Origin of the sequence: Bradyrhizobium sp. OK095 (assembly GCF_900109945.1) — a bacterium.
Taxonomy (GTDB): domain Bacteria; phylum Pseudomonadota; class Alphaproteobacteria; order Rhizobiales; family Xanthobacteraceae; genus Bradyrhizobium.
The window spans coordinates 254,668-279,157 of record NZ_FOBX01000009.1; the positions used below are offsets into that span (position 1 = coordinate 254,668).

The following is a 24,490-nucleotide window of genomic DNA, read 5'->3' on the forward strand; positions in this document are numbered from 1 at the left end:
CAATGTTCGAAAGGGAGAAAACAATGCGTGAAGCCGTCATCGTTTCCTATGCACGCACGGGCCTGGCCAAGTCCGGCCGCGGCGGGTTCAACATCACGCCGCCGATGTCGCTGGCCGCCCACGCCATCAAGCACGCGGTCGATCGCGCCGGCGTCGACAAGGATTATGTCGAGGACTGCTATCTCGGCAATTGCGCCCATGGCGCGCCGAACATCGGCCGCCAGGCCGCGCTGCTCGCAGGCATGCCGAAGTCGACCGGCGGCGTCTCGGTGAACCGCTTCTGCTCCTCCGGCCTCCAGACCATTGCGATGGCCGCGAACTCGATCCGCTCCGACGGCGCCGACTGCATCGTCGCCGGCGGTGTCGAGAGCATCTCGATCCCAGGCGGCGGCTCGCCGAAGGAATGGGTCGATCCGGATCTGCTCAAGACCGCGCCCGACATCTTCATGGCGATGATCGACACCGCCGACATCGTCGCCGAGCGCTACAACCTCAGCCGCGAATACCAGGACGAATATTCGCTGGAGTCGCAGCGCCGCATGGCCTCGGCCCAGCAGGCGGGCAAGTTCAAGGACGAGATCGTCCCGATGAAGACGAAGATGAAGGTGGTCGACAAGGCGACCAAGGCCGAGAGCATCGTCGATTACGTCGTCGACCGCGACGAGTGCAATCGTCCCGAGACGACGCTGGCAAACCTCGCCAAGCTCGAGCCGGTCAAGGGCCCGGGCAAGACCGTCACTGCCGGCAACGCCAGCCAGCTCTCGGATGGCGCAGCCGCCGTGGTGCTGATGGAAGCCAAGGACGCGGAGAAGCGCGGCCTCAAGCCGCTCGGCCGTTTCGTTGCCTGGGCGGCGGCGGGCTGCGAGCCGGACGAGATGGGCATCGGTCCGATCTTCGCGGTGCCGAAGCTGTTGAAGCGTCACGGCCTGAAGATCGACGACATCGATCTGTGGGAGCTCAACGAAGCCTTCGCCAGCCAGTGCCTCTATTCACGCGACAAGCTCGGCATCGATCCCGCCAAGTACAACGTCAACGGCGGTTCGATCGCGATCGGCCATCCCTTCGGCATGACCGGCGCCCGTCTCACCGGCCATCTCCTCCAGGAAGGTGCCCGCCGCAAGGCAAAGTGGGGCGTCGTGACCATGTGCATCGGCGGCGGCCAGGGCGGCGCGGGCCTGTTCGAAATCTACAGCTGATCAAAGCCATGTGAATGTGAAAGGCACGGCGCCGCAAGCGCCGTGCCTTTTTCATTGCGCATCGATCGCCACGAAATTATATAGCTCATGTCGGAAAAGGCAGATTTGGTCTGGTAAGCCCAAATCCTTTCGGTAACGAAAGCTCTGGTCTTTGGCCTTGTGCACGAGATCCCCGCGACGAACGTCGGACGCCACGCAGGCGCCCAATCGTTCGTCCGTGTGGTTCTCGAAGCTTGGGGAACGCTCCGGTCGAACATCGACCACAGGAGCGTCTCATGCAAACTCAATCCACGAATCTCTACGACGTCGTTATTGCCGGCGCCGGGCCCGTTGGCCTGTTTCTCGCCTGCGAGCTGCGGCTCGCCGGTCTTTCGGTGCTGGTGCTGGAGCAAGCAGAAGATCCGCTTTCTCCCCTGAAGCAACTCCCGTTCGGCTTGCGCGGCCTTTCGATCCCGACAACGGAGGCCTTTCACCGGCGCGGTTTGCTGGATGAAATCATGGCCGCGCAACGCGCCAAGTCAGGCGCGATCAAGAGTGCTGCCCACTGGATGCAGCAGGCGCGACGGCCCGCAGGCCACTTCGCAGGCATCCAGTTCTATCAGGACGACATCGACGTCGCGCGATGGTCCTGGCGCCTGCCAACGCCGGCGGACGCCAACGTCGCCGTCGATATGGAAACACTCGAATCCGTTCTGGCTGCGCGCGCTTGCAGCATGGGCGTGGACATCCGGCGCGGCTTCGGCGTCAATGCCATCACGGCTTCGAACGAGGACGTGACGGTGCAGGCGGCCGGCGAGACTTTTCGGGGACGCTGGCTTGTGGGTTGCGACGGCGGCCGCAGCACGGTGCGCAAGATCAGCGGATTCGACTTCGTCGGCACCGACCCCGAGTTCACCGGCTATTCCGTCGATGTTGAACTGGCCGATCCGGACAAGCTGCGCCCGGGCCGCAACTACACGCCCACGGGCATGTATACCTACGCGCAGCCGGAGACGATCGCGATGGTCGATTTCGACGGTGGTGCTTTCCACCGGACCGAGCCGGTCACACGCGAGCATGTGCAGAGCGTCTTGCGCCATGTCTCCTGCACGGACGTTACCATCACGGCGCTTCGGCTCGCTGCCACCTGGACGGATCGAGCCCATCAGGTCACGACATATCGCAAAGGGCGCGTGCTGTTGGCGGGCGATGCCGCTCACATCCATTCGCCGCTCGGTGGCCAAGGCCTCAATCTTGGCCTCGGCGATGCCTTGAATTTGGGTTGGAAGCTGACTGCGACGATCTGTGGCCATGCACCGGCCGATCTGCTCGATACCTATTCGCAAGAACGGCGTCCCGTCGGCGCGCAGATCCTCGATTGGTCGCGCGCACAGGTCGCGATCATGCGGCCGACGCCGGGCGCCCGCGCGCTGCAAGCCATCATGCGCGATCTCATCGCAACCCGCGATGGCGCGACCTATTTCGCGGAGCGCGTGCGCGGCGTTTCGCTCCGCCATGATTTTGGCGGCCGCCATCCGCTTGTCGGCCGCAGCGTTCCAGATTTCGAACTCTCGGATGGCACCACGATCGGAGAATGCCTGAGGCAAGCCAAAGGCATCTTGCTGGACTTCGATACGCGTGAGCCGCTTCAGGTGCTCGCGCGCCGCTGGGGCGATCGGATCTCATATATTGCGGGCGAGCCGAAGGATCGGCTGGGCCTGAGCGCTGTATTGCTGCGTCCCGATGGCTTCGTTGCGTGGGCCAGCGACGGCGCGTCCGACAATGGGGAAGCAGCTCAGGCCGCGGTGCGATGGTTCGGCGAACCCACGAGGCCCAGACACTAACGCCATGAAGTTCGTTGTGCACTCTGGCGTGCGTTCTGTCATAATACACGTAATCTTACGTGCCCGCAAATTAACGGAAGTTTTTATGCGTTAGCGCTTCATAAACCGCATCCGTCACAACCGGCGACCAAGATGCGACTTTCCCTTCGTCTCACTCACAAGATCACCGCGATCGGCGTCATTGGCGTCATCGGTGTCGTCCTGATCGGCGGCATCCATCTTTATGGCGAACGCACGATGGGCATCTCACGCGACGCGGCCGAAGAGGCGCGCAGCGTCTTCGAGCTGAATAACAGGATCGCGGTCGAGCTGCTCGAGGGCCGCCGCGCCGAAAAGGATTTTCTGCTGCGCAGCGATCCGGCCAGGGCGCAGCGTCAGGTCGAAATCGGCAAGCAGGTGGCGCTTGATATCGAGAAGCTTCGCGGCAGGATTTCAGCGCTGGGCAAGCCTGAGCTCGCCGCGAGGATCGACGCGATGAATGCGTCGTTGAAGACTTATCAGACGCACTTCGCGGCGGTGGTCGAGGAACGGCAACGGCTCGGCCTTGACGAGAAGTCGGGTCTCGAAGGCCGCCTGCGCGCCTCCGTCCACGGGATCGAGAGTCAGGTCGACCAGCTCGAAAATTCGTCGCTGAAGGTGATCATGCTGATGATGCGCCGGCATGAGAAGGATTTCATGCTGCGCCGCGACGCCAGATATGGCGGCGACATGAAGAAGCGCGCGTCCGAATTCGCCGCCGGCGTCGACGCCGCCGCCATTCCCGATGGCGCGAAGGCCGAGCTGCGCCAAAAGCTCGCCGACTATCAGCGCGACTTCTCGGCGTGGATGGAGACCGCGCTGAAGCTCGCGACTGAATTGAGGGCCATGTCCGAAGCCTTCTCGTCGGTCGAGCCTGTGATCGAGCAGGTCTCGAAGTCGGTCGAGGCCATTCGTGCCGAAGCCGATCGTCTGAACGACGCCGAGCGCGCCAACATCCAGTTCTGGATTGCGGTCGCGATCGCGCTGATCGCATCCGGCGTGCTCGGCCTCGGCATCTTCATCGGACGCTCGGTCTCAAAGCCGCTGTCCGCGATGCGGGCGGCGATGATCGAGCTTGCCAACGGCAATTTCGCGATCGTGCTGCCTGGCCTCGGCCGTCCCGACGAGATCGGCGAGATCGCGCAGGCCGTAGAGACCTTCAAGATCAACGCCGAACGGAAGGCGCACGAGGAAGCCGAGGAGAAGATCCGGCAGGACAAGCTCGCCGCCGAGCGCCGCCGCGCCGACATGATCAGGATGGCCGACGATTTCGAGGGCGCGATCGGCGAGATCGTCGAGACCGTGTCGTCGGCTGCGACCGAGCTCGAGGCTTCGGCGACGTCGCTGACAACGACCGCCAGCCGTTCCACCGAGCTTGCCACGCTGGTCGAGGCCGCTTCCGAAGAGGCCGCCACCAACGTGCAGTCGGTGGCGTCTGCGGCGGAGGAGCTGACCGCCTCCGTCAACGAGATCAGCCGCCAGGTGCAGGCCTCCGCGCGCATGGCCGGCGAGGCTGTGAACCAAGCCGGGCAGACCAACGACCGCGTCGGCGAATTGTCGAAGGCCGCCGCGCGGATCGGCGACGTGGTCGAGCTGATCAACGCGATCGCCGGCCAGACCAATCTGCTGGCGCTGAACGCCACCATCGAGGCCGCGCGCGCGGGCGAAGCCGGTCGCGGTTTTGCCGTGGTGGCCTCCGAGGTGAAGGCGTTGGCCGAGCAGACTGCGAAGGCGACCGGCGATATCGGTCAGCAGATTTCGAGCATCCAGGTCGCCACGCAAGACTCCGTCGGCGCGATCAAGACCATCGGCGGCACCATCGAGCGCCTGTCCGAGATCTCTTCCACCATCGCCGCCGCCGTGGAAGAGCAGGGCGCCGCGACCAGCGAGATCTCGCGCAATGTCCAGAACGCAGCCGCCGGCACCACGCAGGTCAGCGCCAACATCGTGAGCGTGCGGCAGGGCGCGACCGAGACCGGCTCTGCCTCCTCGCAAGTGCTCTCCGCGGCGCAGTCGCTGTCGAACGACAGCAACAGGCTGAAGATCGAGGTCGGCAGGTTTCTGGATACGGTGCGCGCGGCGTGAACACGGCGGCGCAATTGCCCGTCATTCCGGGGCGTCGCGAAGCGGCGAGCCCGGAATCCATCGCGCCAATTGCGACTTTCTTTTTCACATGTTCGTCCCGACGCAGCGGCCACCCCTTCCCGCCGCACCAGGACATTCGAGCTCGTGAAGCACAGATCGGAGCTTCCGGCCACCGATCAGCAATTCGACGACTTTGTCCTTGAACTGCTCCGCCAGCGATTCCGGCAACGCGATCTGGTCAAGCTGAGCGTAGAGCCTGATCAGCATTGCCGAGGAGGCATCCACTTTCGCCTTGGCCTCGGCAACATCTGCCGACGCCTCGACGCTCGCGACATATCCTGACGGCGTACGTGGAACGAATGGAATGACATTGTCCGTCTCGATCATGGTCAGGCGCCGCCCGCCATGGCAGCTGCCTCCGCGGCGGCACGTTGCATGCTGGTCGACATCTCGTTGGTGACCGTGCTCTGTTCCTCGATCGCGGCGGCCGTCGATGTCACGTATTCGCTGACATTGTTGATCGCCTGCTTGATGATATTCAGCGCACCGACGACATCGCCCGAGATTCCATTCAGGCTGCTGATCTCCTGGGAGATCTTGTCGGTCGCCTGCTTGGCCTGGTTGGCGAGGCCCTTCACCTCCGAGGCGACCACGGCGAAGCCGCGGCCAGCTTCGCCGGCTCGCGCGGATTCGATGGTGGCGTTCAGCGCCAGCAAATTGATCTGGCCGGTGATGTTGCTGATCAGCTCGACGATGCCGCTCATGGCCTGCGCGGCCTCGGTCAGGCGCTGGGCCTGCGCGTCGGCGGCGGCGACCTGCTCGACCGCACCCATCGCCGTCTCGCGCGATTTCGTCATGGCTTCCGAAATCTCGCGTACCGAGGCGTTGAGTTCCTCGGAGCCGGCAGCGACCGATTCCATCATGCCGCGGACGCGTTCGTTGCCCATGCGCACGAGCACCTGCTTCGTCGTGTCGGTGGCATATTTGACGACCTTGAAGGGCTTGCCGTTGAGATCGAGGATCGGATTGTAGGAGGCCTGGATGTAGACCTCCTTGCCGCCCTTGCCGATGCGCTTGTACTCGGCCGCCTGGTACTGCCCGCGGTTGAGCGCGGCCCAGAACTCGCGATAGGCGGAGCCGTCGCGCTCGGACGGATCGACGAATATGCTGTGATGCCTGCCCTTGATCTCCCCCAGCGCATAGCCCAGCGTGTGCAGGAAATTCTCGTTGGCGCTGATGATCGTGCCGTCCATGTTGAACTCGATCACGGCCTGGGCCTTGCCGATCGCCTCGATCTGCCCCGCCAGGTCGGCGTTGCGGAGCTTGTCCGCGGTAATGTCGGTTGCGAACTTGACCACCCCGAACGGCTTGCCGGTGTCGTCCATCACCGGGTTGTAGGATGCGAGGATCCAGACTTCCTTGCCGCCCTTGCCGATCCGCTTGAACTCGCCCGCCTGGTATTCGCCGCGGTTGAGCTTGCTCCAGAACTCGCGGTACGCCGCGCTGTCGCGGTCGGCTTGCGGTATGAACATGCTGTGGGGCTTGCCCTGAATCTCGGCGAGGGAATAGCCGAGCGCATCGAGGAAGTTCTCGTTCGCGTTGACGATCGTGCCGTCCAGCTTGAACTCGATGACCGCCTGCGCCCGGTTGATGGCGGCCAGCTTCGATGCATCCGCCATGCCGCGGAGCTTCTTTTCGGTAATCACGGTTGCGATCTTGATGACCTGGGCCGGCTTGCCGTCGCCGCCGAGCACCGGATTGTAAGAGGCCTCGATCCAGACCTCGCGGCCGTCCTTGGCGATCCGTTTGAACTCGGCTGCCTGAAACTCGCCGCGGTTTAGCGCCGCCCAGAATGCCTTGTACGCGGCGCCGTCGCGCTGATCGGCCGGCACGAACATGGAGTGGTGCTTGCCCCGGATCTCCTCGATCGAATAGCCGAGCGCGTCGAGAAAATTCCGGTTGGCCGTGATGATCGTTCCGTCAGCGTTGAACTCGATCATGGCTTGCGAGCGGCCGATCGCATCGATCTGGGCCTTCGTGTCACTACCGGTCTTGCGGCCAAACATGTCGTTGTCTCCCGACGCTCTGTGGATATCGACTTCCTGGACGCCGAATGGCTGCGAGCCTTGGTTGCGTCTCTGAAGCTGTCGGATGGGTAGCTGGATCGAATTATCAGAGTGTTTGTCCGATCAAAGACACAACAGCCGGTTTCTGCCGTGGCGATTAACCTGACGACGACAACTCAATCCGTATGCCGGTGCCGGAGTAGTTCGCGCAGGGCAAGTTTAAACGGCGCGCTAAAACACCTGTCGATATCCGGCAAGCTGTGGGCCGCAACGGCGCCGACGCCCCCGGCCACATCCGTAATTCCGCGGGGCGCTCTTCGAAAAAAAAGATGGTCAAGGTACCCGGATTGGGTAGATCTTGCGAGGGCCGCGTGGTTCGCGGCGGTGGGAGCTGGCGATTCTCGATGCGTTGACGAGACATCGTGTCGCTGTATCTGCAACCTCGAATGGTAGTTTGATGCGAGAGCCGGGCTAGACTCCAATCGCCGGGGGCTGATTTGCGCGACGTCTCATACCTTGATCGATATCCATTGTTCCAATCGTCTGACACGGGTCGCGCGCGCGATCTCCTGTTCAGCGTCTATGGCGCGGATCGATTTGACAGTCGCGACGCCGGGTTCGGCGTTCACGCCAACTTCGCGCCCCTCACCTCGATCGGATTGGCATTCTGCTCGTACGCGGGTGCGGCGTCGCTTTCGTTTCCGGAATCCGACATTGTCCGGCAGTTCTGCCGGCGCCCCGGAGCGTCTGCTGAAGAGCATCGTCGGAGATCACAGCGACACGAGGTTGTTTTTCGTCGAAGACGATCCCGACCCGGCTGTGATGACGCTGGCGCGGCAGGACGTTTTCCGGTTCGCCGTGGAATTGGACAGGCTCGGTCCGGACTACTCGGCGATTGCGATAACAGAGCTGGAGCGGAGCCTGATGGTCCGGCTACTTCTGGCTCATCGGCACAATTTCAGCCATCTGCTTCACAGAGCACCGGCGCGAGGCAATCGAACCGTCATCGATCTCGTCGAATCCTACATCGAGGCCCATTGGGATCAGCCGTTGGACCTCGAAAAGATCGCCGGGATCGCCAATGTCAGTGTGCGGACGGTGTTCAGGGAGTTCTCGGAATCGAGGCGCGGATCGCCCGGCCTGTTTGCCAGGCAGGTGCGGCTCCGGAAGGCCGCGGAGCTGCTGAGGCAGCCTGATCAGCACACCAGTGTGCTTGCCGTCGCGTTCAAATGCGGCATTCACGAATGCCGGTCGCTTTTCCTCCGAATACCGACGCGTGACCGGCGAGCTGCCGTCGGAGACCTTGGCGGCGGCGCGGCGGAGGCGCTAAACCGCCGGCCACCTTGCCCTCACGCCCCCGCCACCACCGGCGCGAAAACCACTTCGATCAGCGTTCCCGAATTCGCGCCGCTCTTGATGTTGAACCGGGCGCGGTTGGCTTCGACCAGCGCCTTGGTCAGGGAAAGAGACAGCGCGGAATTGTCCGCGGCATCGCCCGGCGGTGGCGTGCGGAACGGCTCCATGGCGGCTGCGACCTCGCGCTCTGACAGGCCGTGGCCGGTGTCGCGGATGCGAAGTGCGATCTCGCCGCGATCGGACAGCGCGGTCGAGACGATGACCTGGCCGCCGGCGCTCGCGAGCCGGATCGAGTTCGAGATCAAATTCATCGTGATCTGCCGCATCGCGCGCGTGTCCGCCGTCACCTGCGGCAGCGCATGCGCCAGCGAAGTGCGGATGATGATGCGCTCGCGGTTGGCCTGCGGCTGCATCACCACGACGCAGGCCTCGACCAGATCGTTGAGGTTGAGATTGGCGAAATGGAGGTCGAGCTTGCCGGTCTCGATCCGCGACAGCTCCAGCAAATCGTCGATGATGGCGATGACGCGCTCGCCGGAGGCACGGATGTCCTTCATGTATTCGCCGTAGCGCTCGTTGCCGAGCGTGCCGAACCGTTCGGAGATCATCACCTCCGAAAAGCCGATGATGGCGTTGAGCGGCGTGCGGATCTCGTGGCTGATCCGCGCCAGCATGTCGGCCTTGGCATTCGCCGCGCCGTCGGCGAGACGCCGTGCACTCTTCAGCTCGCTCTCACCCTTCTTGCTCTGGGAGAGATCGCGGAACACGGCGAAGAAGTTCGGACCGTCGGGCCTGGTGCGGCCCATGATCATCGCGAGCGGAATGACGCCGCCCTTCTTCTCGCGTCCCAGCACCTCGCGGCCATGGTCGAGCAGGCTCGCGATGTCCTGGCTCTTCATGCTGTCGAGATAGTCGATGACGATATGCTGGCTCTCCGGCGCGAACAGCGTCACCAGATTCCGTTGCATCAGCGTTTCGCCGTCGTAGCCGAACAGCGCTTCGGCGCTGCGGTTGCAGGCGTTGATGTTGCCTTCGGCATCGAACATCACGATGCCCTCGGCCGTGGTGTCGAGGATCGCGGCGAGATCTTCCGCGTCCGCATCGCCGGCTTCAAGCTCGGGCTCGACAGCGTAAGGGAAGGATTCCGCGACCACGGGCTCGGCGGCAACGGGCGGCGCAGCGACGACACTTGCCTGCGGCAGCGCGCAGATCAGCGCATGCGCGCTCTCGCCATCCCAGTCGATCGTGTGCAGATGCGCTTCCGTGGTCGGAAGCGGCCGCTCGCCATTGGCAAAGGTCGCGCTGATCGTCACGGGCGTGCCGGCCTGCGACGTGCTGCTGGCCGACGACACGCCCGGCTCGACATAGAGCGCATCGAGCCCGCCGGCATCCTCCAGCGCGGCGAGGCTGGCATAGCCCATGCGCGCGAGGAAGGCGGGGTTGGCGTAGAGCAGGCGGTCGAGGCGATAGATCAACATGCCGGTCGGCACCAGATCGAGCAGCGCGCGGTCGCGCGCGCTGTGGCCATGCGCGGGTGGCGCGGGCTCGGTCAGCCATTCAGCCGGCGCTTGCGGCGCCGCGGGTTCCGGTGCCGGCGGTTCGGGCGTGAACTCGGGCGGCTCGACCGTAACAGATGCGATCGTCTCACGCTCGCGTTCCAACCGCTCGGACAATTGCCGGGCGAGCTCGTTGAACGCGCTGTTCTCGACAGGCGTCAGCGTCGGCGATCTCTGATCGCTGAGTGATCTGGCATCGCCGGCTGGGCGGAACGGCACGACATTGGGAGGCGTTTCCACTGGCGTTTCCGGTTCGGTTGGGTGTGAATTCACATCGGGTGCGGGTTCGGGCAGTTCGGCGACAGGCTCAAATGTGGCCTCAGGCTCAAATGGCTCGATCGGCGGAGGCGGTGGCTCGGCCACTGGCTCCGGTTCTGGCTCGGGCTCGACGATTTCGGCGGAGAGGCTCTGCGGTGCCGGCGGTTCGACGAACAGCTCGAAGCGGCGGAGCGCATCGAGCCGGTTCAGGCTGTCGAGATCGCGGCAGACGCCAAAACCCCGAAAACCCGCAAAATTGCGTTCGCGGTCGTAGACCGGCAGGCCCGCCAGCTCGACCGGCAGATGCTCGCCGCCATCGGCCGGCCAGTTCACGGTGATGCCGGCCCAGGTGTCGTGGCTCGCCAGCGCCTGCGCGACACGGCCGTCAGGATCGAGCGAGAATTCGTCGGCGATCTCGTGCCAAAGGCGGCCGAAGCCTGAGGCCGTGTGTGCACCGATCAGGTGGATGAACTCGCTGGACGCCAGCACGAAGCGGCCTTCCGCATCCATCTGCCAGAGGAAGCGCAGCGGATGCTGACGCGGCGTGGGCGGCTCTGCTGATTGCGGCTCGACCATGTGTGAGGTGATCGGCGCGGCCTGCGGCGGCACGATGGCTTCCGGTGGGTTATCAACCGGAGTCTCTGGCGTGGCTTCGAGCGGCGCTTCGGCCGCTTCCTTGACGGCGTCCTGGATCGTGACGATCTCCGTCGCCGGGGCGGGGGTCTCGTCCGGCTCGGCGAAGGCATCGAACAGCGCGATTTCGGATGGCGCCTCGTTCGACCGCGCGCCCTGCACATCGTCCGGCACCGCTGGCGGCGGAGTGTCCGGTGCGGGAGGCTGAGCGGCCTCTTGGTGCGCGATGTCTTCAACGATATCAGGCGCAGCATCGGTCGTCGCTTCTGCCGCCGGCTGCACAGCCGGCTCGATCAGCGCGACCAGCCCGACATCGGCCCCTAGGCCGACCCGTTGCAGCACCATCTGGCCGATGCCGATCGGCATCGCGACGCGGCCTGTCGTGAGCGCATCGTTGCGCGCCTGTTCGAGGCCGGCCTCGGTGAGATCGCGAAAGCCGAGCAGGGACCGTGCCGGTTCGCTCGCGCCGGCGAACATCCCGTCGGGCCCGAACGCTGCCATCGGCACCGTCGCGCCGTCGACGAGACGATGCAGCCGCTCGACCAGCGGCATCGAGCGGCCCGCCGCCTCCATCGCAGTCACGAGCACGGCGTGTCCGCCATCGGCAAAGTCGAGCCGCGCGCAAGCGCAGGTCATCAGCGTGCCGAGCCGGGCGCCGAAGCCGCGCAGCCGCTCCAGCCTGATGGCGCCGTTCGCCGGCAGCTGGCGGGCGAGCCTGATAATTTGGCGGCGATGGCCGTCGGCCGGTCCAAACATCCTCGCAGCGAGGCTTGCGGAATTCGCCGCGCCAAACAGTTTTGCGCCGACCGGATTGGCCCAGAGCACGCGCGTGCCGTCGACCGACCAGAGCCAGGTGCCGAGCTGCGAGGTCGCATGCACGGCCAGCCGGGGATCACCGACGCCTCGCAACTGGAAATCCGAAGTACTCATCCGACCGGCTTCAAGTCTCGCGTGTTGGCATCAGGTCCGCCGGCTGCCTGGAATGACAGCCTTAAGAAAGGGTTAGTATCGCCCGCGGGAGCGGGCAGGTCCACGGCCCCCGCCTAGGAGGGATGGCCTAAAGCCGCGATAACCTTAATGTGGCCGGACCCGCAAGCCGGACCCGGGCGGCATCCGCAGGATTCGGTGTGACGGGCAGAGACCCCGCCGTCATTCCGGGGCACCCGGGCACCTCAACCACCGGTTCCCCCAATCCGGAACCTCACCCTCCCCGAGATTAAATTTCGCGCCGCACCCCCGGATCACATTGCGGTGCACAATGTTGACATGTTAGGCACGGATAAAGCTGGGCGCTGGGCGAGCCGTTCGTTTGTTTCGCGTTTCCAGTCTTCGTACCCGCTGAATTAAGGCCTTCGGGGCCCGGCGGGCGCGCCAGAAGGCTCACTCCACTTTCCATTTTCGTGAGGGACCAACCATGACAGGTGCGACTGATCCATTTTCTGCCTCGATCATTCCGTTCGAGGTTCCCGAGCAGATGCGTGCGTTCGCCGAAAAGGGCGTGTCGCAGGCCCGCGAGAGCTATGCCAAGTTCAAGGACGCGGCCGAGACCCACAACGGCACCGTCGAGGCCGTGTTCGCCTCCGCCCACAAGGGCGCAAGCGAGTACACCGCCAAGCTGATGGAGTTCGCGAAGGCCAATACCAAGGCCCATCTCGACTTCACCCAGGAGCTGTTCAGCGTGAAATCGCCGTCGGATGCGTTCGCGCTGTGGACCGGCCACGGCAAGACCCAGCTCGAGACCTTCCAGGTCCAGGCCAAGGAGCTTGCCGAGATCGCCCAGCGCGCAGCCACCGCCGCCGCCGAGCCGATCAAGACCAGCGCCGCCAAGCTCTACACGCCCCCCGCCGCCTGAGCGGATCGGGACGTTTGAATTAAGAAACCCGGGCCTAGAGCCCGGGTTTTGCTTTGGAAATAACGTCGCTCGGAGGGTGATTATCGGGTTCTGCGGCCTTGCCAAAAACGGCCGTTGCACCTAGTTTCCGCCCCGTCCAGCCCCCCTCGGTACCGGCCCTATCAAGGGCGCCCTAAGGGCGGCTCGCAAGGATGCAGTTGTAGCTCAGTTGGTTAGAGCGCCTGTCTGTGGAACAGGAGGTCGGTGGTTCGAGCCCACCCAACTGTACCAGCGAAAACAATCACTTAGCAGAAATAACGAGCTGGATAATGAGCGCAGGCCAGACAAGCGTCAGGCGCCCAAAAGCGCGCGCCGAAAGCCCGTGAAACGCTTGCGAATGTCGGGGATTGGTTTGCCCCCAGCGTCGGAAACTGAACGCACGGGCGATGCCTATGCCTGATCGCAGCGGGCCCTTGGCCGGAGCTCAGGATTGCGAGCGCGATTTGCGCTTTGCCTTCGTTTCAGGCGCTTGGACGTCGTTGTTGAGTTCAGGCTGCGTATTGCGCACGGCCTGGGCCAGCATCTGTCGCAGCTGGTCCTTGGTCAGGGGCTGCGGCTTGACGTAAGGTTTTGGGGATGTGGTCATCTGCAATAGATGGGCACGGCGCGGGCTGGTGTAAAGGCTGCGCGGCCGGGCCAGTTGCTTCATGGTGAATTTGTAAGGTTGATCTTTTTGGGCGCTGGCTCGGTGATGGAGTTACGGGATTACGGTGACAGTGCACGAAACCCCACCTCCTGCTGGAGGCCTTCCCGCTTGGACAGGTTGGGTTCTCTCGCCAGGCAACATCAATTTAGTGCACGCGAGGTCGTGCTGATGTTGCTGCCCCATAAGCGAATCAGGTCGTCAAGAGGGCAGAGTTGTGACGAAACGACTTTCGATCGCACCGGGGGGCTCACGGGCTGTTGATTACACGGCTGTGTAAGTTCCTTGATTCCACATCCGTAAAATATTAACCATGTTGTGCGCCGGTCTTGCCATCACCCGACCAGCGTGAGGCTCAAACTGGTTTGGGCCTCTGAAAAGGAGGAACTACATGACCCACCTGACCCAGTTCGCCAGCTGCGGTCGATCAACTTCTAGCGGTGATCCAAACCGCGATTGGAAGGACGACTCTCTCGATAAGTGCCTTTCGGAAGTATTGGAGCAAATCGAGCCAATCATCCAGAGCACGTTGAGTGACTCTTCGATCGCCCGCCTCATGTTGGAGGACGACCTCTTCGTTGAACCTCTCAACAAATTTGAGTTTACGGTCGTTGCGTGTGGTCTCTTCAATGAGCACCGGACGATTGGCCAAGGCTTCGACTACGGAACTGTTGTTGAACTGACGGATCGATTCCATCGGAAGGCGATGAACACGACCATGATCTACAGGACCATGGTTTCTCTAGAGGGCAAGGGGCTCATCGCCAACGTCGGAAAGGATCGGTCATCGCGAGGGCGAGCTGCCGACCATTTTGTCGTCACCAACAATGGCCGCACCGCATTTCGGTTGGCTACCTCAAATGCTTTATTTCTGAAGTTTAGCCGGGAATCAGTGGCCGCCTGATCCCGGTTTTTCTCGTGGCCATAAGGAGGGGGGCAAATGCCGCCTCGTAACGCAGAACCTTGGAATGCCTCGCCGCCACCGAATTTGGTGCCGGTCGAGGTCGAGGAGTTGATCTTTCGCCTGTACCCGGAAGCGTCAACTAGACACGCGATTCTGAAGTGCATCCACGAGCATGTAGAACGTCTGCAAGCTCAAGGACGTCATTCAGAGATCCCCGCCTTCATCACGCTGGAGATCGAAGCGATGAAGCAAGAGGACAAGGAACGGCAAAAAGGAAAACGCCGCAAACTCCTCACCATCGTTGGACGGGCGGGAATTGCGGCGTTTGTCGTAGCGTCACATTGGCATTGGTAACAAAGGGTGGGACGATTGGGGTCGTCCCACCCAACGCTATTCTAACCACATTCGTAAAGAAATCGTTCCTATTTGTCCAGTTACGTCTTCTTCACCCGCTCCCATCGTTCCCGCTGTGGCCATCGCGTTTCGCTCCAGACCGCTTAGCCCACAGTGGGAAGAGCCCGGAGTTACGGTGACAGTGCACGAAACCCTACCTCCTGCTCAGGCCTTCCGGCTTGGACAGGTTGGGTTCTCTCGCCAAGCAACATCAATTTCGTACACTGTCACCGTAATTCAAGTGCGGATAGCTCACCATGAAAGAACTACTCACTTGGACCTCGGTCGTTTTAGCCGGCATCGCAGCGGTGCTGTGGTTCGCGTCAGCCTCCAACTGGATGAATAATTACGTAGATGAGCAAACAGAGACTCGCGCAGATCGAATGGTTTTCCTAAAGAACGGTCGCAAAGTAGACCTCGTGGGCACAACTGCGAATCAATCCCGTTGGAGTGGTTACGCCGCCATCGTGACGGGCATTGCCGTGCTTCTCCAGGCGCTTGGCATGGCCCCTCCATGCCCGCCAGCGTAAATCGGCGGGAGTGACGGTGCATGAAACCCCGCCTCCTGCCAGAGGCCTTCCTGCTTGGACAGGTTGGGTCCTCTCACCAGGCAACATCGATTTAGTGCACTGTCACCGTAATTCTGGCCCAGTCAATTGAGCCGAATCTTTCTTTGGCGGTCTCTCAGATCAGGTAGGCGTGGACCGAAGCCCCCGAGCTATAACCGTGACGATAGGGAGTGAGTTAAAATGCACTGTCACCGTAATACCTGCTAGCCGCAGTTTTCCTCAATTTGATTGACGCAGTACTCACCTGTGAGTGAACAAAAGTGCACATAGTACGGAATAGTCTGTGCGCGCATCATGAATCGGCGCATAACTTTATTGTAGTCAGGACCACTCAAGATTTGGAGCCTTTGCTGCATAACTTCCAGTGTTTCCTTCTGCACCTCGAAGATAACTACTTCCTTTCCGGGCGGGACGATCTCTCCTGGAGTTAGCGTGCGCGCATAGAGCTTTGGTGCCTTTGGTGAATTCCACACCGAGTCGGGCTGCAAGAGCTGACTAAGTGGATCGGCGAAGTACGCGTTGATAGGTGTTAAAACGTCCAGAACTTTTTCCGCAGACTTATCGATATCATCGGTAGGGAGCTTCTGACGTCGATAGAAGAGGAGGCATTTGTCAGAGCCGAATTTCGTCGCAACCGATATGATCTCGGCGGGTCCAAGCCCGCTGTTCAAAATACCGACGTGAAAATCGGAGGTTTCCACGTCCAAGTGCAAGAATGGTCTGATGCTTAGTTCTTTATACTGGCGATCAAGCCTGGCGTTATGGATCGTCAGAAAAAGAGCCATCACCGCTATGGCAACAGATGCGAGCGAAGTGAGAAGCGAGCCGTATTTAATGGAGTGTTCTTTCCAAGCCACGTCTACCCCCAGGATTACGGTGACAGTGCACCAAACCCTCGACGCGGGGAGTGCGCTATCCGCAACGCCGCTCGAAGCCAGTTTTGTGCACCATCACCGTAGCCCCCCGGTTCGCAATGCGCTATCGGTAGCGAGCCAAAGACGGTCATGGAAAAGCAAGCCAGGCGAAAAAGATCGTGAGTTTCTTCGAGCGTCTCAAGACAGAAGCATCCGCTGAGTGGCGGGCCTACACCGAGCATCCCTTCACGAACGGATTGGCGGACGGCTCGCTCCCCGAAGCGGCGTTTCGTCACTACCTCGTTCAGGACTATTTGTTCCTCATCGAGTTTGCGCGCGCCTACGCGCTCTCGGTCTACAAGTCGTCCAAACTCGTCGACATGCGCGAAGCAGCGGCTGGCCTTTCGGCCATCCTTGATGTCGAGATGAACCTGCATGTGAAGCTCTCGGCCGGTTGGGGTCTGTCCCCGACCGATCTTGAACAAACCCCTCCGGCGGTCGAGATGCTGGCCTATACGCGCTACGTGCTCGACACGGGAATGCGCGGCGATCTGCTCGCACTCAAGGTGGCGCTTGCGCCCTGCGTGATCGGGTACGCGGAGATCGCAACACGGCTGGCATCGCGACCCCAAGCGGACGCTGCGACGAACCCCTATCGCGTCTGGATCGCCGAGTACGCCGGCGTGCCGTACCAGGAGGTCGCTGCCAAAGCGCAGGCGCATCTGGATCATCTCGCCGATCTCTACGCCACGCCGGCCCGCGAGGCAGAGCTGATTGCGATCTTCAAGGAAGCCACCCGGCTCGAGGCAGACTTTTGGGAGATGGCCTGGCGCGCGGGCCGGCATGTTGAATAGCCCTTTCGGCAATCGTTTGTAGAGTTACGAATTACGGCGACAGCACACGAAACTCCCCGTCCGCGCGATGGAGGCCCGTCAGCCAGGGCCAGCAGCAGAACGCGGTTCGGCTGACGAGCTTGGTCGAACGTTTTGCATGATGAACGCCAGGTTTCAGCGCAGCAAAAAAGCCCCGGACAAAATCCGGGGCTTTCATATTGCGGTCTGTCGCCAATCAGTACTTCGCGACCACAGGGCTCGCGAAGTTGAACTTGTAATTCACGCCGAACAGCGCGGTCTGCATGGTCAGGCGGGTCGCATTGATGGTGGCCGAGCCGGAAGTGGTCAATGGTCCCGCAATGTTGGCGATGTCTTTGCGGCCAAAGTCGGCATAGTTGTATTCGCCGAACACGGACCAGCCCTTGGCGAACATGTGCTCGAGGCCGCCACCGACGGTGTAACCGGTGCGGTCGGCACTTCCCGATTCCGAAAGATAAGCGGCAGGGGCGGAGGAGTAGATCGCCGTGTAGGTGTTCGTCCAGGCGCCGCCACCCTTGACGTAGCCCAGCAATTGCGGCGTGAAGAGATAGCCGATGCGGCCGGTGACCGTGTAGAGATCCCGAGTGCGGGTCGTGATATAAGGATTGGTGAACGCGGCCGTCAGCCGAGCATCGGTGAGGTTGCCTGTGCTGTTGGTGTTGCCGAAGTCGAACATGCCCTGAATGCCGACCACCCATTTGCCGGCGAACTGGTAGTCGCAACCGATCTGAGCACCGCCGATAAAGTCGCCGTTGCTGTTCGCAGATCCCAGGTCGTACGGAGTAGCGAAAATGGTGCCCCGGATGTTGCGGCTTGCGGTCTGATCGGCGTGGTGCCATGCGCCACCAACATTGCCGCCGATGTAGCAGCCCGTCCAACTATAGACTGGCGGCGGAGCCATCGGTGGCGCCTTGACTGCCATGTCTGCGGCCTGAGCAGCGGTGGACATCACCAGCGCGGCAACAATGCCGAATTCCAACTTCCTCATAATCCCCCACGCGAAAAATAAGCTCAATTACGATTCGGAACCTATCAAGCGCGCCGTCCGGCGGCTGTGACAAATTTGTCGCTGTTGGTGGAATGCGCTTTAGCCGAAATCAGAGTTGTGGGAGTTATGGCGACAGTGCCCGAGACCCCGCGCGCTCTTTGAGTTTGGGCATCCTCGAGCTGTAGGACCATGGTTGAATCCCCGCTGCGATGTGCTTAAATGCCATGTGGTACAATTTTTCAGGCATTTGGCATAAGAGTGCCGAGACGGGTTCCGATGGCAAAGAATGTGCGTGCCGGCGAAGGCGTTGGTTCGATCGCTTCACGGAGGCTTCGCGGCCCGTCATCGAAGCCGACGCACAAATCTCCTCCCGACAAATCGCGCAAATCGGCAAGGCCTGAACGCCTGTCCGCCGCCGAGCCGGACCAGACCTATCAACCGCAAGCCGGCGCGATTGTCGTGCAGGGGCATTTCGATGCGGTCACGGGGCTCTCCACCGTCACCGACGCTCCTTTGCTCGGGCTTGGCAGGAATGCCTCGGATGAATCGCGCCCCTCGGCCGAACTGTTCAATGTCGTCATCGACGCCAACAGTCTGTTTCGGATCGAACCCGCCGCCCTCAAATGCCTTGCCAACTACACCGACGACGAAATCCACATGTTCGTCGTGCCTAAGCGCACGCTGGCGCGACGGTTGTCTGATGGCGAGCCGCTGACGATCGAGGAGACCGACAAGGCCGTGCGGCTGGCGCGAGTCGACCGGCTGGGCGCGAACGTGTTCGGCGATGCCGCCAAGGCGCACCGCTGGCTGCGCAAACCGAAGAAGGCGCTGGGCGGAGAAACGCCGTTGGCTTACCTCGCAACGGAGGCGGGTGCGCGGGTTGTCGAGGAGATGTTGTACCGGATCGATCACGGCATCCTTGCGTAAGGATCTGGCGTGAGGATCTGGCGGATTTCCAATTTCGACGATCTGTCGGGCGTGGGCGGCCTGAAGGCCGGCGGCCGCTGGCATGATCGCGGCCGGCCCGTGGTCTACGCCGCGGACCATCCGGCTTCGGCGCTGCTCGAAGTGATGGTGCATCTGGAAATCGATTTCGAGGACCTGCCGACGAGCTACCAGCTGCTCGGGATCGACGTGCCGGACAACCTCGCCGTCGAAACGGTGAGCCTGACCGATATCGAAGGGATATCGCGGGATTGGGCTGACGATCCAAGGGTGACACGTGGCTTATTGCGGCCGTGGTTCGACGAGGCGCGTACGGCGATGGTGTCGGTGCCATCGGTCATCGTGCCGTTCGCACAAAATTACATCATCAATCCGAGACACAAGGACGCCGGGCGTATCCGCGTGGCGCATGTCGCGCGCTATCCTCATGACCCGCGGCTGTTCGGACAAAGGACGGGCAACGAATAGCGGATATTGGTGAGACCGGCGCCTGTCGCTGCCGACCTACCTCGCCCCCACCACCGTAACGCGGACTGTTGCCGCAATCGAAAGCAGCTCAGAGCCGGCTGAGCAATTCGGCCTTCTTCGACTCGTATTCGCTATCCGTGAGGATGCACTTCTTGTGCAGGTCGGCGAGCTTTTCGATCAGCGCAACGATCTCGTCGTGCTGAGCGGGCGACGGCCCGAATTGGTTCGGTGGCGAACTCGCCATTGTCGAACTCGCCATTGGTGGCGGCGCGGGCATCGGCGGCGGCGCGCTCTGCACCCAGGGATCGGGTTGGCTGGCATAGGCCTGTTGCGGGGCAGCCTGCTGCGGGGCGGCACCATTGTTCACTGGGTTGATCCGCGGCAGGTCGGCCACGCGCACCAGTCCGAACTGGCTGGTGAAGGTAATCGACTGATCGCCGCTTTGCTGTTGCGAAAAACCGCCGATCTGGTGCTGGCCCGTATCATAAACCGACACCTGACCATTGATGTCGACGGCCAGCCGCCGTGCGCCTGGAAAATAGGCATAGCGCAGATTGTTTTGACCGCCCGTCGAACCGGGCATGCCGAGATCAGCGGGCCACCAATTGCTCGATGCTGCGGGCACGAAAAGGCTCGAGCCGCTGCCGCCGTAGCCGGTGTTGCCGTAGCCGTTGCTTTGCTGCTGGTGGCTGCCTCCGCTCTGGCCCTGCCAGCCGCCGCCTTGGGATTGGCCGCCCTGGGATTGGCTCTGGCTCTGGGCGGGCATCTGGAACAGCGGTTGTCCCTGGATCAGGCTCGACAATTCCTGGCACAGTGAATCGACGCGGCCCTTCAGGTAGTTGTTGAACATGTCGCCGATCATGATCATCCCGCCCATCGACCATTGGCCCATGCCGCCGAATTCCGGATGATTGAATTGGGCCTGGTTGCCGTATCCGGCCGAAACGGCCAGAAGCATGCACAATACAGCGTCACTCGAAAATCCGTGCCGGCGCGCCACATCATCGACGATCCGCCGACCTTCGTCCGTCAACTGTTGCATGAGCTACCCTTACCTGGACGCGCGTTCGTCGCCGAACTGGGAGACCAGCAGGACCTATCACACCCGCGACACCGACGATAGGAACATCGGGTCAAACCCGGAAGTCGGCTTCGGTCATCGCGGCGAACGTGTGCGAGCAGCTTGATCGCGGCCACTTGGTCCCAAACGCAAAAGCCCCGGACCAGCCGGGGCTTCTGTCTCACCGCATTGCGATTCCGTCAGTACCTGGCGACGACCGAACTGCCGGGCCAATCGAATTTGTAGTTGATGCCGGCCCTCACGATGTCGCCGCGCTCGAGCACGTTCACGTTGATCGCGCCTCCGATGGTCGTCGGCGTGTACACTGTCTTGTTGCCGAGATCGTAGTGCAGGTACTCGATCTTTGCCGACCAGTGCGGAGCGAACATCTTCTCCACGCCGCCGCCTGCAACCCAGCCGGTGCGCCACGCCTCGCCGCAGCTGAAGCCGCCGAACACGGTCAGGCCGCAGGGATTTTGCCCGGCCTTGACCTGCCCATATCCGACGCCGGCCGTGCCGAAGAGGAGCCAGCCGTTGACGTCGAAGCCGACCCGAATGCGATCCGTCCCGAAGTTCCTGAGCGTGGTGAAGCAGGTCGTGCCGCCGTTGACGCTGCACAGCAACGGGCTCGTGAGCGTGCCCTTGATGTCCGCGTAGTCGAAATCGCCCTCGAAGCCGATGACGAATCTGTTGACCTGCCAGTTGAACCCGTAGGTGCCGCCGACCAGGCCGCCGTTCTGGGAAAAATTACCCGACGTCGTGCCGAATATATCAGTGTGGTTGGTGGTGCCCCAGCCCCATCCCCCGTTGATGCCGAGATAGAAGCCCGTCCAGGTCGCGACCGGCGGCGGTGGTGGGGGCGGCGCCTTGAGCGCCATGTCAGCGGCGAAGGCCGACGTTCCGATCAGGGAAAGAATGATGGAAATTGCAAAGCGCTTCATGGTCCCCTCGCGCGTTAGAAAAAACCTCGATTCCAATTCCCATTCCAATTCCCATTCCAATTCACAGCCTATCAATCACGCCGCCCGGCGGCTGTGACGGAATTGTCGCTTCCATTCAAAATGCGCGGCAGTTCCAATAAGGGATCCGGTGCCGTGATCGCACGCGCTCCGGTACGATGGTGGTCGCCGCCGCGCTACAGCTGCCTCGTCACGATCGCGACCACCACCGGCAACGTCACCGCAGCCAGCAGCGTCCCCAGCGCCACCGCGCCCGACACCGGATTCACCAGCCGCCGATACTGCACTGCAAAAATGTAGGCGTTCGCGCCGGTTGGCATCGCCGCGAACAGCACGACCACGCCGGCCGCGACCGGCGGCAGGTTCAACAGCTTTGCGAGCACGAAGGCAGCTGCCGGCATCGCCAGCAGCTTGAGCGCGCTCATCACGACGACGCTCAACATCTCGCCCTTCACCTCGAACCGAAACAGGTTGATGCCGAGCGCGATGAGCGCCGCCGGCGTTCCCGCCTGCGCGAGCAATTCGATGGTCCTGTCGGCGACGGGATTGAGGCCGAGACCCGTGAAGCGCCACACCACGCCAAAGCCGATCCCCAGCATCAGCGGATTGCGCGCGAGGTCCGCGAGCACGGGCCGGATCACCGACAGCGCCGAGCCGGTCCGCTTGCGGCTGACCAGCTCCATTTGCAGGATGCCGCAGAGCCAGAGCAGCGGCGTGTTCACCGACAGGATCAGCGCCATCGGACCCGCGGCCTCGTTGCCAAGCGCCGAGAGCGTCAGCGGAATGCCGAGCATCACGATGTTGCCGTAGACCGAGCCGATCGCGAACACGACGCCGTCCTCGCGATCCTCGCGCCGTTCGCGCAGCAGCGCCGAGATCGCCAGCGCCGCGATCCAAATCATCGCGAGCGCGCCGTAATAGGCGCCCCACATCCGGTAGGGGCTGACATCGGGGAATTCCGACACGACGATGGTGCGGAACAGCAGCGCGGGAATCGCGATGCTGAAGGCGAATTCGGAGATGCCCTTGTGCGCGCTCTCCGAGACGAAGCGAAACAGCACCGCCGCATAGCCGGCCGCGATCAGGGCGAACACCGGCGCGACGATCAACACGGTGGCCATGCGCCCCTCAACCTCTCGGGGAGCAGCCGACCACCCCACGCACTCTCGACGATGCCATCATGCTCCTGTTTTGCCCGACGAGTCAAATCGAATTCGTAAAATCCGTAAACGGGGCCGGGCCTGGCTACTGTGCATGGGGTTGTTTTGCGTTTTTTTGTTTGAGGGGGCACCGGGGGCTCGGGCCGGGCCCGATCTGACCATCTCTGCCAAAGTGTTGCCGAACTCTGCGGAGCAGCCCGGCCCGGCCCGCCCTGTTGCCGAGACCGCACACGTCCGACCTTTCGCCTCCGCCCTCGTTGCCAACGAACAGCCGTTCACCCACACTCCGGCCCGACTCTAGATTTGGGGGGATCAATGCCGGCGTTTCACTCTGGGAAATCCATTCTTGCTGCCATGGCCGGGCTTGCCCTGGCCGTGTTCGTCCAGCCAGGCGCTGGCTTCGCTTACACGCCCGAGCAACAGCAGGCCTGCACGCCCGATGCGATGCGGCTGTGCGGCGAGTTCGTGCCGAACGTCGATGCCATCACTGCCTGCATGATCCAGAAGAAGGCGCAGCTCTCGCCGCAATGCAAGCCGTACTTCCGCCAGGGACCCGAGCCCAGCGAGGCCCGCGCCGGCAAGCCGGTCAACATCGCGCCCAAGACGGCGAAGAAGAGCACCAAGCCGGCGCCGAAGGCGGCCAAGAAGAAAAAGACCGAGCCGAGCTGAGCGCGCGTTCCTTCTCTGAAACTCCGTCATGCCTGGGCCAGAAGCGCCAACGCGTCTTCGCTGAATAGGCGCGAAGCGCGTCTTCGCGGTGCGCGATTTGCCGCATCAGCTTGACGACAGCCACCGGACTCCTTTTGTTCGCTGTCTCGCGCGCATGCTTGCGGCGATTACGCGCACCCGCGATCGAAAAGAGCCGCGCGTCGGTTTGCGCGGCAAGGTTGCATTCCGCTTTCCCCTTCTCATTGCTCAAAAAAAGCACGATTGCTCGGTTCAAGGGCGCTTGATTGCAGTTCGTTTCTGTCGTCGCACGAAGCAGTGTGACTCAAAAGCCAACACGCTTTGATATTTCGTGGCGGCAAGGCAACTCCCGATAAATTTTTCTTTCACGAATCAGCGCGGTGATTCATTTTCGCGGCCTGGGGTCAATCTGGAGGCCAAGGGCATGAACGTTATTGTTTTCGCATCGCGTAAAGGCGGCTCGGGCAAGAGTACCCTGGCCGCACATCTCGCCGCGCAGATCAAGGGGACCAAGCCTATCCTGCTCGTCGATGCCGATCCGCAAGGATCTCTCACGCTGTGGCACAAGCTGCGTGGCACCAACGAGCCGCCGATCAAGTCTGCGGTGAACTCCGTCAGCGGCATCGTCTCCGCCGCCAAGCGCGACGGCTATGAATGGGTGTTGATCGACACGCCGCCGAACCTGTCGGCCGTCGTCGATGACGCGATCAAGAACGCCACGATGGTGGTCATTCCGGCGCGTCCCGGCGTGTTCGACGTCAACGCGGTGCAGGAAACGATTCAGATGTGCCGCGCGGCGCGCAAGCCCTACGCGGTCGTGCTCAACGGTGCGCCGGCCCGCCGTGACGAATCCGAAAGCCCGATCGTCACCATCGCCCGCGAGGCGTTGGCGAAATTCCGCGCTCCGGTGTGGGGCGGTCAGATCACCAACCGTACGGATTTGCTGATGGCGCTGAGCCATGGCGAAGGCGCGCGGGAATATCAGTCCGAGAGCCGTGCGGCTCAGGAAATTGCAAGGCTGTGGGCAGCGATCGAGCGTTCAGTGAAAGCTATTCGCGGCACGGTGTCGGCATCTGGCGCAATGCACAAGCAGGCGGCATAATTCA

General features: G+C 62.3%; 21 protein-coding genes and 1 tRNA gene. 12 read left to right on the forward strand and 10 right to left on the reverse strand.

What is annotated here, in order from left to right:
* The first annotated feature begins 23 nt into the window (after positions 1-23).
* The 3 genes from BMW89_RS24460 (at position 24) to BMW89_RS24470 (ending at position 5,122) form a co-directional block, all read left to right on the forward strand.
* Positions 24-1,196: a thiolase family protein gene (locus BMW89_RS24460; RefSeq protein WP_092029579.1), complete on the forward strand. Its 1,173-nt coding sequence runs from the start codon at positions 24-26 to the stop codon at positions 1,194-1,196.
* Between the two features lie 275 nt (positions 1,197-1,471).
* Positions 1,472-3,019 (forward strand): FAD-dependent monooxygenase, encoded by a 1,548-nt coding sequence (locus BMW89_RS24465; protein WP_143062814.1) that lies wholly within the window; start codon positions 1,472-1,474, stop codon positions 3,017-3,019.
* Between the two features lie 132 nt (positions 3,020-3,151).
* Positions 3,152-5,122: a methyl-accepting chemotaxis protein gene (locus BMW89_RS24470; RefSeq protein ID WP_092029580.1), complete on the forward strand. Its 1,971-nt coding sequence runs from the start codon at positions 3,152-3,154 to the stop codon at positions 5,120-5,122.
* Between the two features lie 84 nt (positions 5,123-5,206).
* Here BMW89_RS24470 and BMW89_RS24475 read toward each other — a convergent pair whose 3' ends face one another.
* The 4 genes from BMW89_RS24475 to BMW89_RS24490 form a co-directional block, all read right to left on the reverse strand.
* Complete coding sequence (locus BMW89_RS24475; RefSeq protein WP_092029581.1) at positions 5,207-5,509, reverse strand: hypothetical protein; 303 nt, start codon at positions 5,507-5,509, stop codon at positions 5,207-5,209.
* A gap of 2 nt (positions 5,510-5,511) precedes the next feature.
* Positions 5,512-7,188 (reverse strand): methyl-accepting chemotaxis protein, encoded by a 1,677-nt coding sequence (locus tag BMW89_RS24480; protein ID WP_092029582.1) that lies wholly within the window; start codon positions 7,186-7,188, stop codon positions 5,512-5,514.
* Positions 7,189-8,121: 933 nt separating this feature from the next.
* A complete protein-coding gene (locus BMW89_RS38455; RefSeq protein WP_244547671.1) occupies positions 8,122-8,430 on the reverse strand; it encodes a hypothetical protein in 309 nt (102 codons plus the stop codon).
* 107 nt (positions 8,431-8,537) lie between these two features.
* The gene (locus tag BMW89_RS24490; protein ID WP_092029583.1) at positions 8,538-11,921 is read right to left on the reverse strand and encodes a PAS domain-containing sensor histidine kinase; all 3,384 of its coding nucleotides are present in this window, start codon (positions 11,919-11,921) and stop codon (positions 8,538-8,540) included.
* A 484-nt stretch (positions 11,922-12,405) separates the two neighbouring features.
* On the opposite strand from BMW89_RS24490, the gene BMW89_RS24495 reads away from it, so the two are divergent.
* Complete coding sequence (locus tag BMW89_RS24495) at positions 12,406-12,843, forward strand: phasin (protein ID WP_092029584.1); 438 nt, start codon at positions 12,406-12,408, stop codon at positions 12,841-12,843.
* Positions 12,844-13,036: 193 nt separating this feature from the next.
* A tRNA-His gene (locus BMW89_RS24500) sits at positions 13,037-13,113 on the forward strand.
* Positions 13,114-13,306: 193 nt separating this feature from the next.
* On the opposite strand, the gene BMW89_RS24505 is transcribed toward BMW89_RS24500, so the two are convergent.
* Positions 13,307-13,531, reverse strand: a complete 225-nt coding sequence (locus BMW89_RS24505; RefSeq protein WP_092029585.1) for a hypothetical protein — start codon at positions 13,529-13,531, stop codon at positions 13,307-13,309.
* 385 nt (positions 13,532-13,916) lie between these two features.
* Between BMW89_RS24505 and BMW89_RS24510 the strand changes: the two genes are divergently transcribed.
* Together BMW89_RS24510 and BMW89_RS24515 are read left to right on the forward strand one after the other, a co-directional pair.
* Positions 13,917-14,429: a hypothetical protein gene (locus BMW89_RS24510; protein ID WP_143062815.1), complete on the forward strand. Its 513-nt coding sequence runs from the start codon at positions 13,917-13,919 to the stop codon at positions 14,427-14,429.
* Between the two features lie 36 nt (positions 14,430-14,465).
* Positions 14,466-14,783, forward strand: a complete 318-nt coding sequence (locus BMW89_RS24515) for a hypothetical protein (RefSeq protein WP_143062816.1) — start codon at positions 14,466-14,468, stop codon at positions 14,781-14,783.
* An 811-nt stretch (positions 14,784-15,594) separates the two neighbouring features.
* On the opposite strand, the gene BMW89_RS24520 is transcribed toward BMW89_RS24515, so the two are convergent.
* Entirely contained in the window at positions 15,595-16,248 is a 654-nt protein-coding gene (locus tag BMW89_RS24520) for a hypothetical protein (RefSeq protein WP_092029588.1), read from the reverse strand.
* Between the two features lie 176 nt (positions 16,249-16,424).
* Here BMW89_RS24520 and tenA point away from each other — a divergent pair, with 176 nt between their 5' ends.
* Positions 16,425-17,099 (forward strand): thiaminase II, encoded by a 675-nt coding sequence (gene tenA / locus BMW89_RS24525; protein ID WP_092029589.1) that lies wholly within the window; start codon positions 16,425-16,427, stop codon positions 17,097-17,099.
* A gap of 214 nt (positions 17,100-17,313) precedes the next feature.
* Here the strand turns inward: tenA and BMW89_RS24535 are convergent, their stop codons facing one another.
* Positions 17,314-18,096 (reverse strand): outer membrane protein, encoded by a 783-nt coding sequence (locus BMW89_RS24535; RefSeq protein ID WP_177196282.1) that lies wholly within the window; start codon positions 18,094-18,096, stop codon positions 17,314-17,316.
* Between the two features lie 297 nt (positions 18,097-18,393).
* On the opposite strand from BMW89_RS24535, the gene BMW89_RS24540 reads away from it, so the two are divergent.
* On the forward strand, positions 18,394-19,032 hold the full coding sequence (locus BMW89_RS24540) for an Xre family toxin-antitoxin system antitoxin (protein ID WP_177196283.1): 639 nt from the start codon (positions 18,394-18,396) through the stop codon (positions 19,030-19,032).
* Between the two features lie 9 nt (positions 19,033-19,041).
* A complete protein-coding gene (locus BMW89_RS24545; RefSeq protein WP_092029593.1) occupies positions 19,042-19,518 on the forward strand; it encodes an RES family NAD+ phosphorylase in 477 nt (158 codons plus the stop codon).
* An 88-nt stretch (positions 19,519-19,606) separates the two neighbouring features.
* On the opposite strand, the gene BMW89_RS24550 is transcribed toward BMW89_RS24545, so the two are convergent.
* From BMW89_RS24550 to BMW89_RS24560, 3 genes are all read right to left on the reverse strand, one after another.
* Positions 19,607-20,560 (reverse strand): SHOCT domain-containing protein, encoded by a 954-nt coding sequence (locus BMW89_RS24550; RefSeq protein WP_092029594.1) that lies wholly within the window; start codon positions 20,558-20,560, stop codon positions 19,607-19,609.
* A 218-nt stretch (positions 20,561-20,778) separates the two neighbouring features.
* The gene (locus BMW89_RS24555; RefSeq protein ID WP_092029595.1) at positions 20,779-21,519 is read right to left on the reverse strand and encodes an outer membrane protein; all 741 of its coding nucleotides are present in this window, start codon (positions 21,517-21,519) and stop codon (positions 20,779-20,781) included.
* Between the two features lie 194 nt (positions 21,520-21,713).
* The gene (locus tag BMW89_RS24560) at positions 21,714-22,658 is read right to left on the reverse strand and encodes an AEC family transporter (protein ID WP_092029596.1); all 945 of its coding nucleotides are present in this window, start codon (positions 22,656-22,658) and stop codon (positions 21,714-21,716) included.
* Between the two features lie 354 nt (positions 22,659-23,012).
* On the opposite strand from BMW89_RS24560, the gene BMW89_RS24570 reads away from it, so the two are divergent.
* Entirely contained in the window at positions 23,013-23,366 is a 354-nt protein-coding gene (locus tag BMW89_RS24570; RefSeq protein ID WP_092029598.1) for a hypothetical protein, read from the forward strand.
* 442 nt (positions 23,367-23,808) lie between these two features.
* Positions 23,809-24,486 carry an AAA family ATPase gene (locus tag BMW89_RS24575; RefSeq protein WP_092029599.1) on the forward strand — a complete coding sequence of 226 codons (678 nt, stop codon included), beginning with the start codon at positions 23,809-23,811 and terminating at the stop codon, positions 24,484-24,486.
* Positions 24,487-24,490 lie beyond the last annotated feature (4 nt).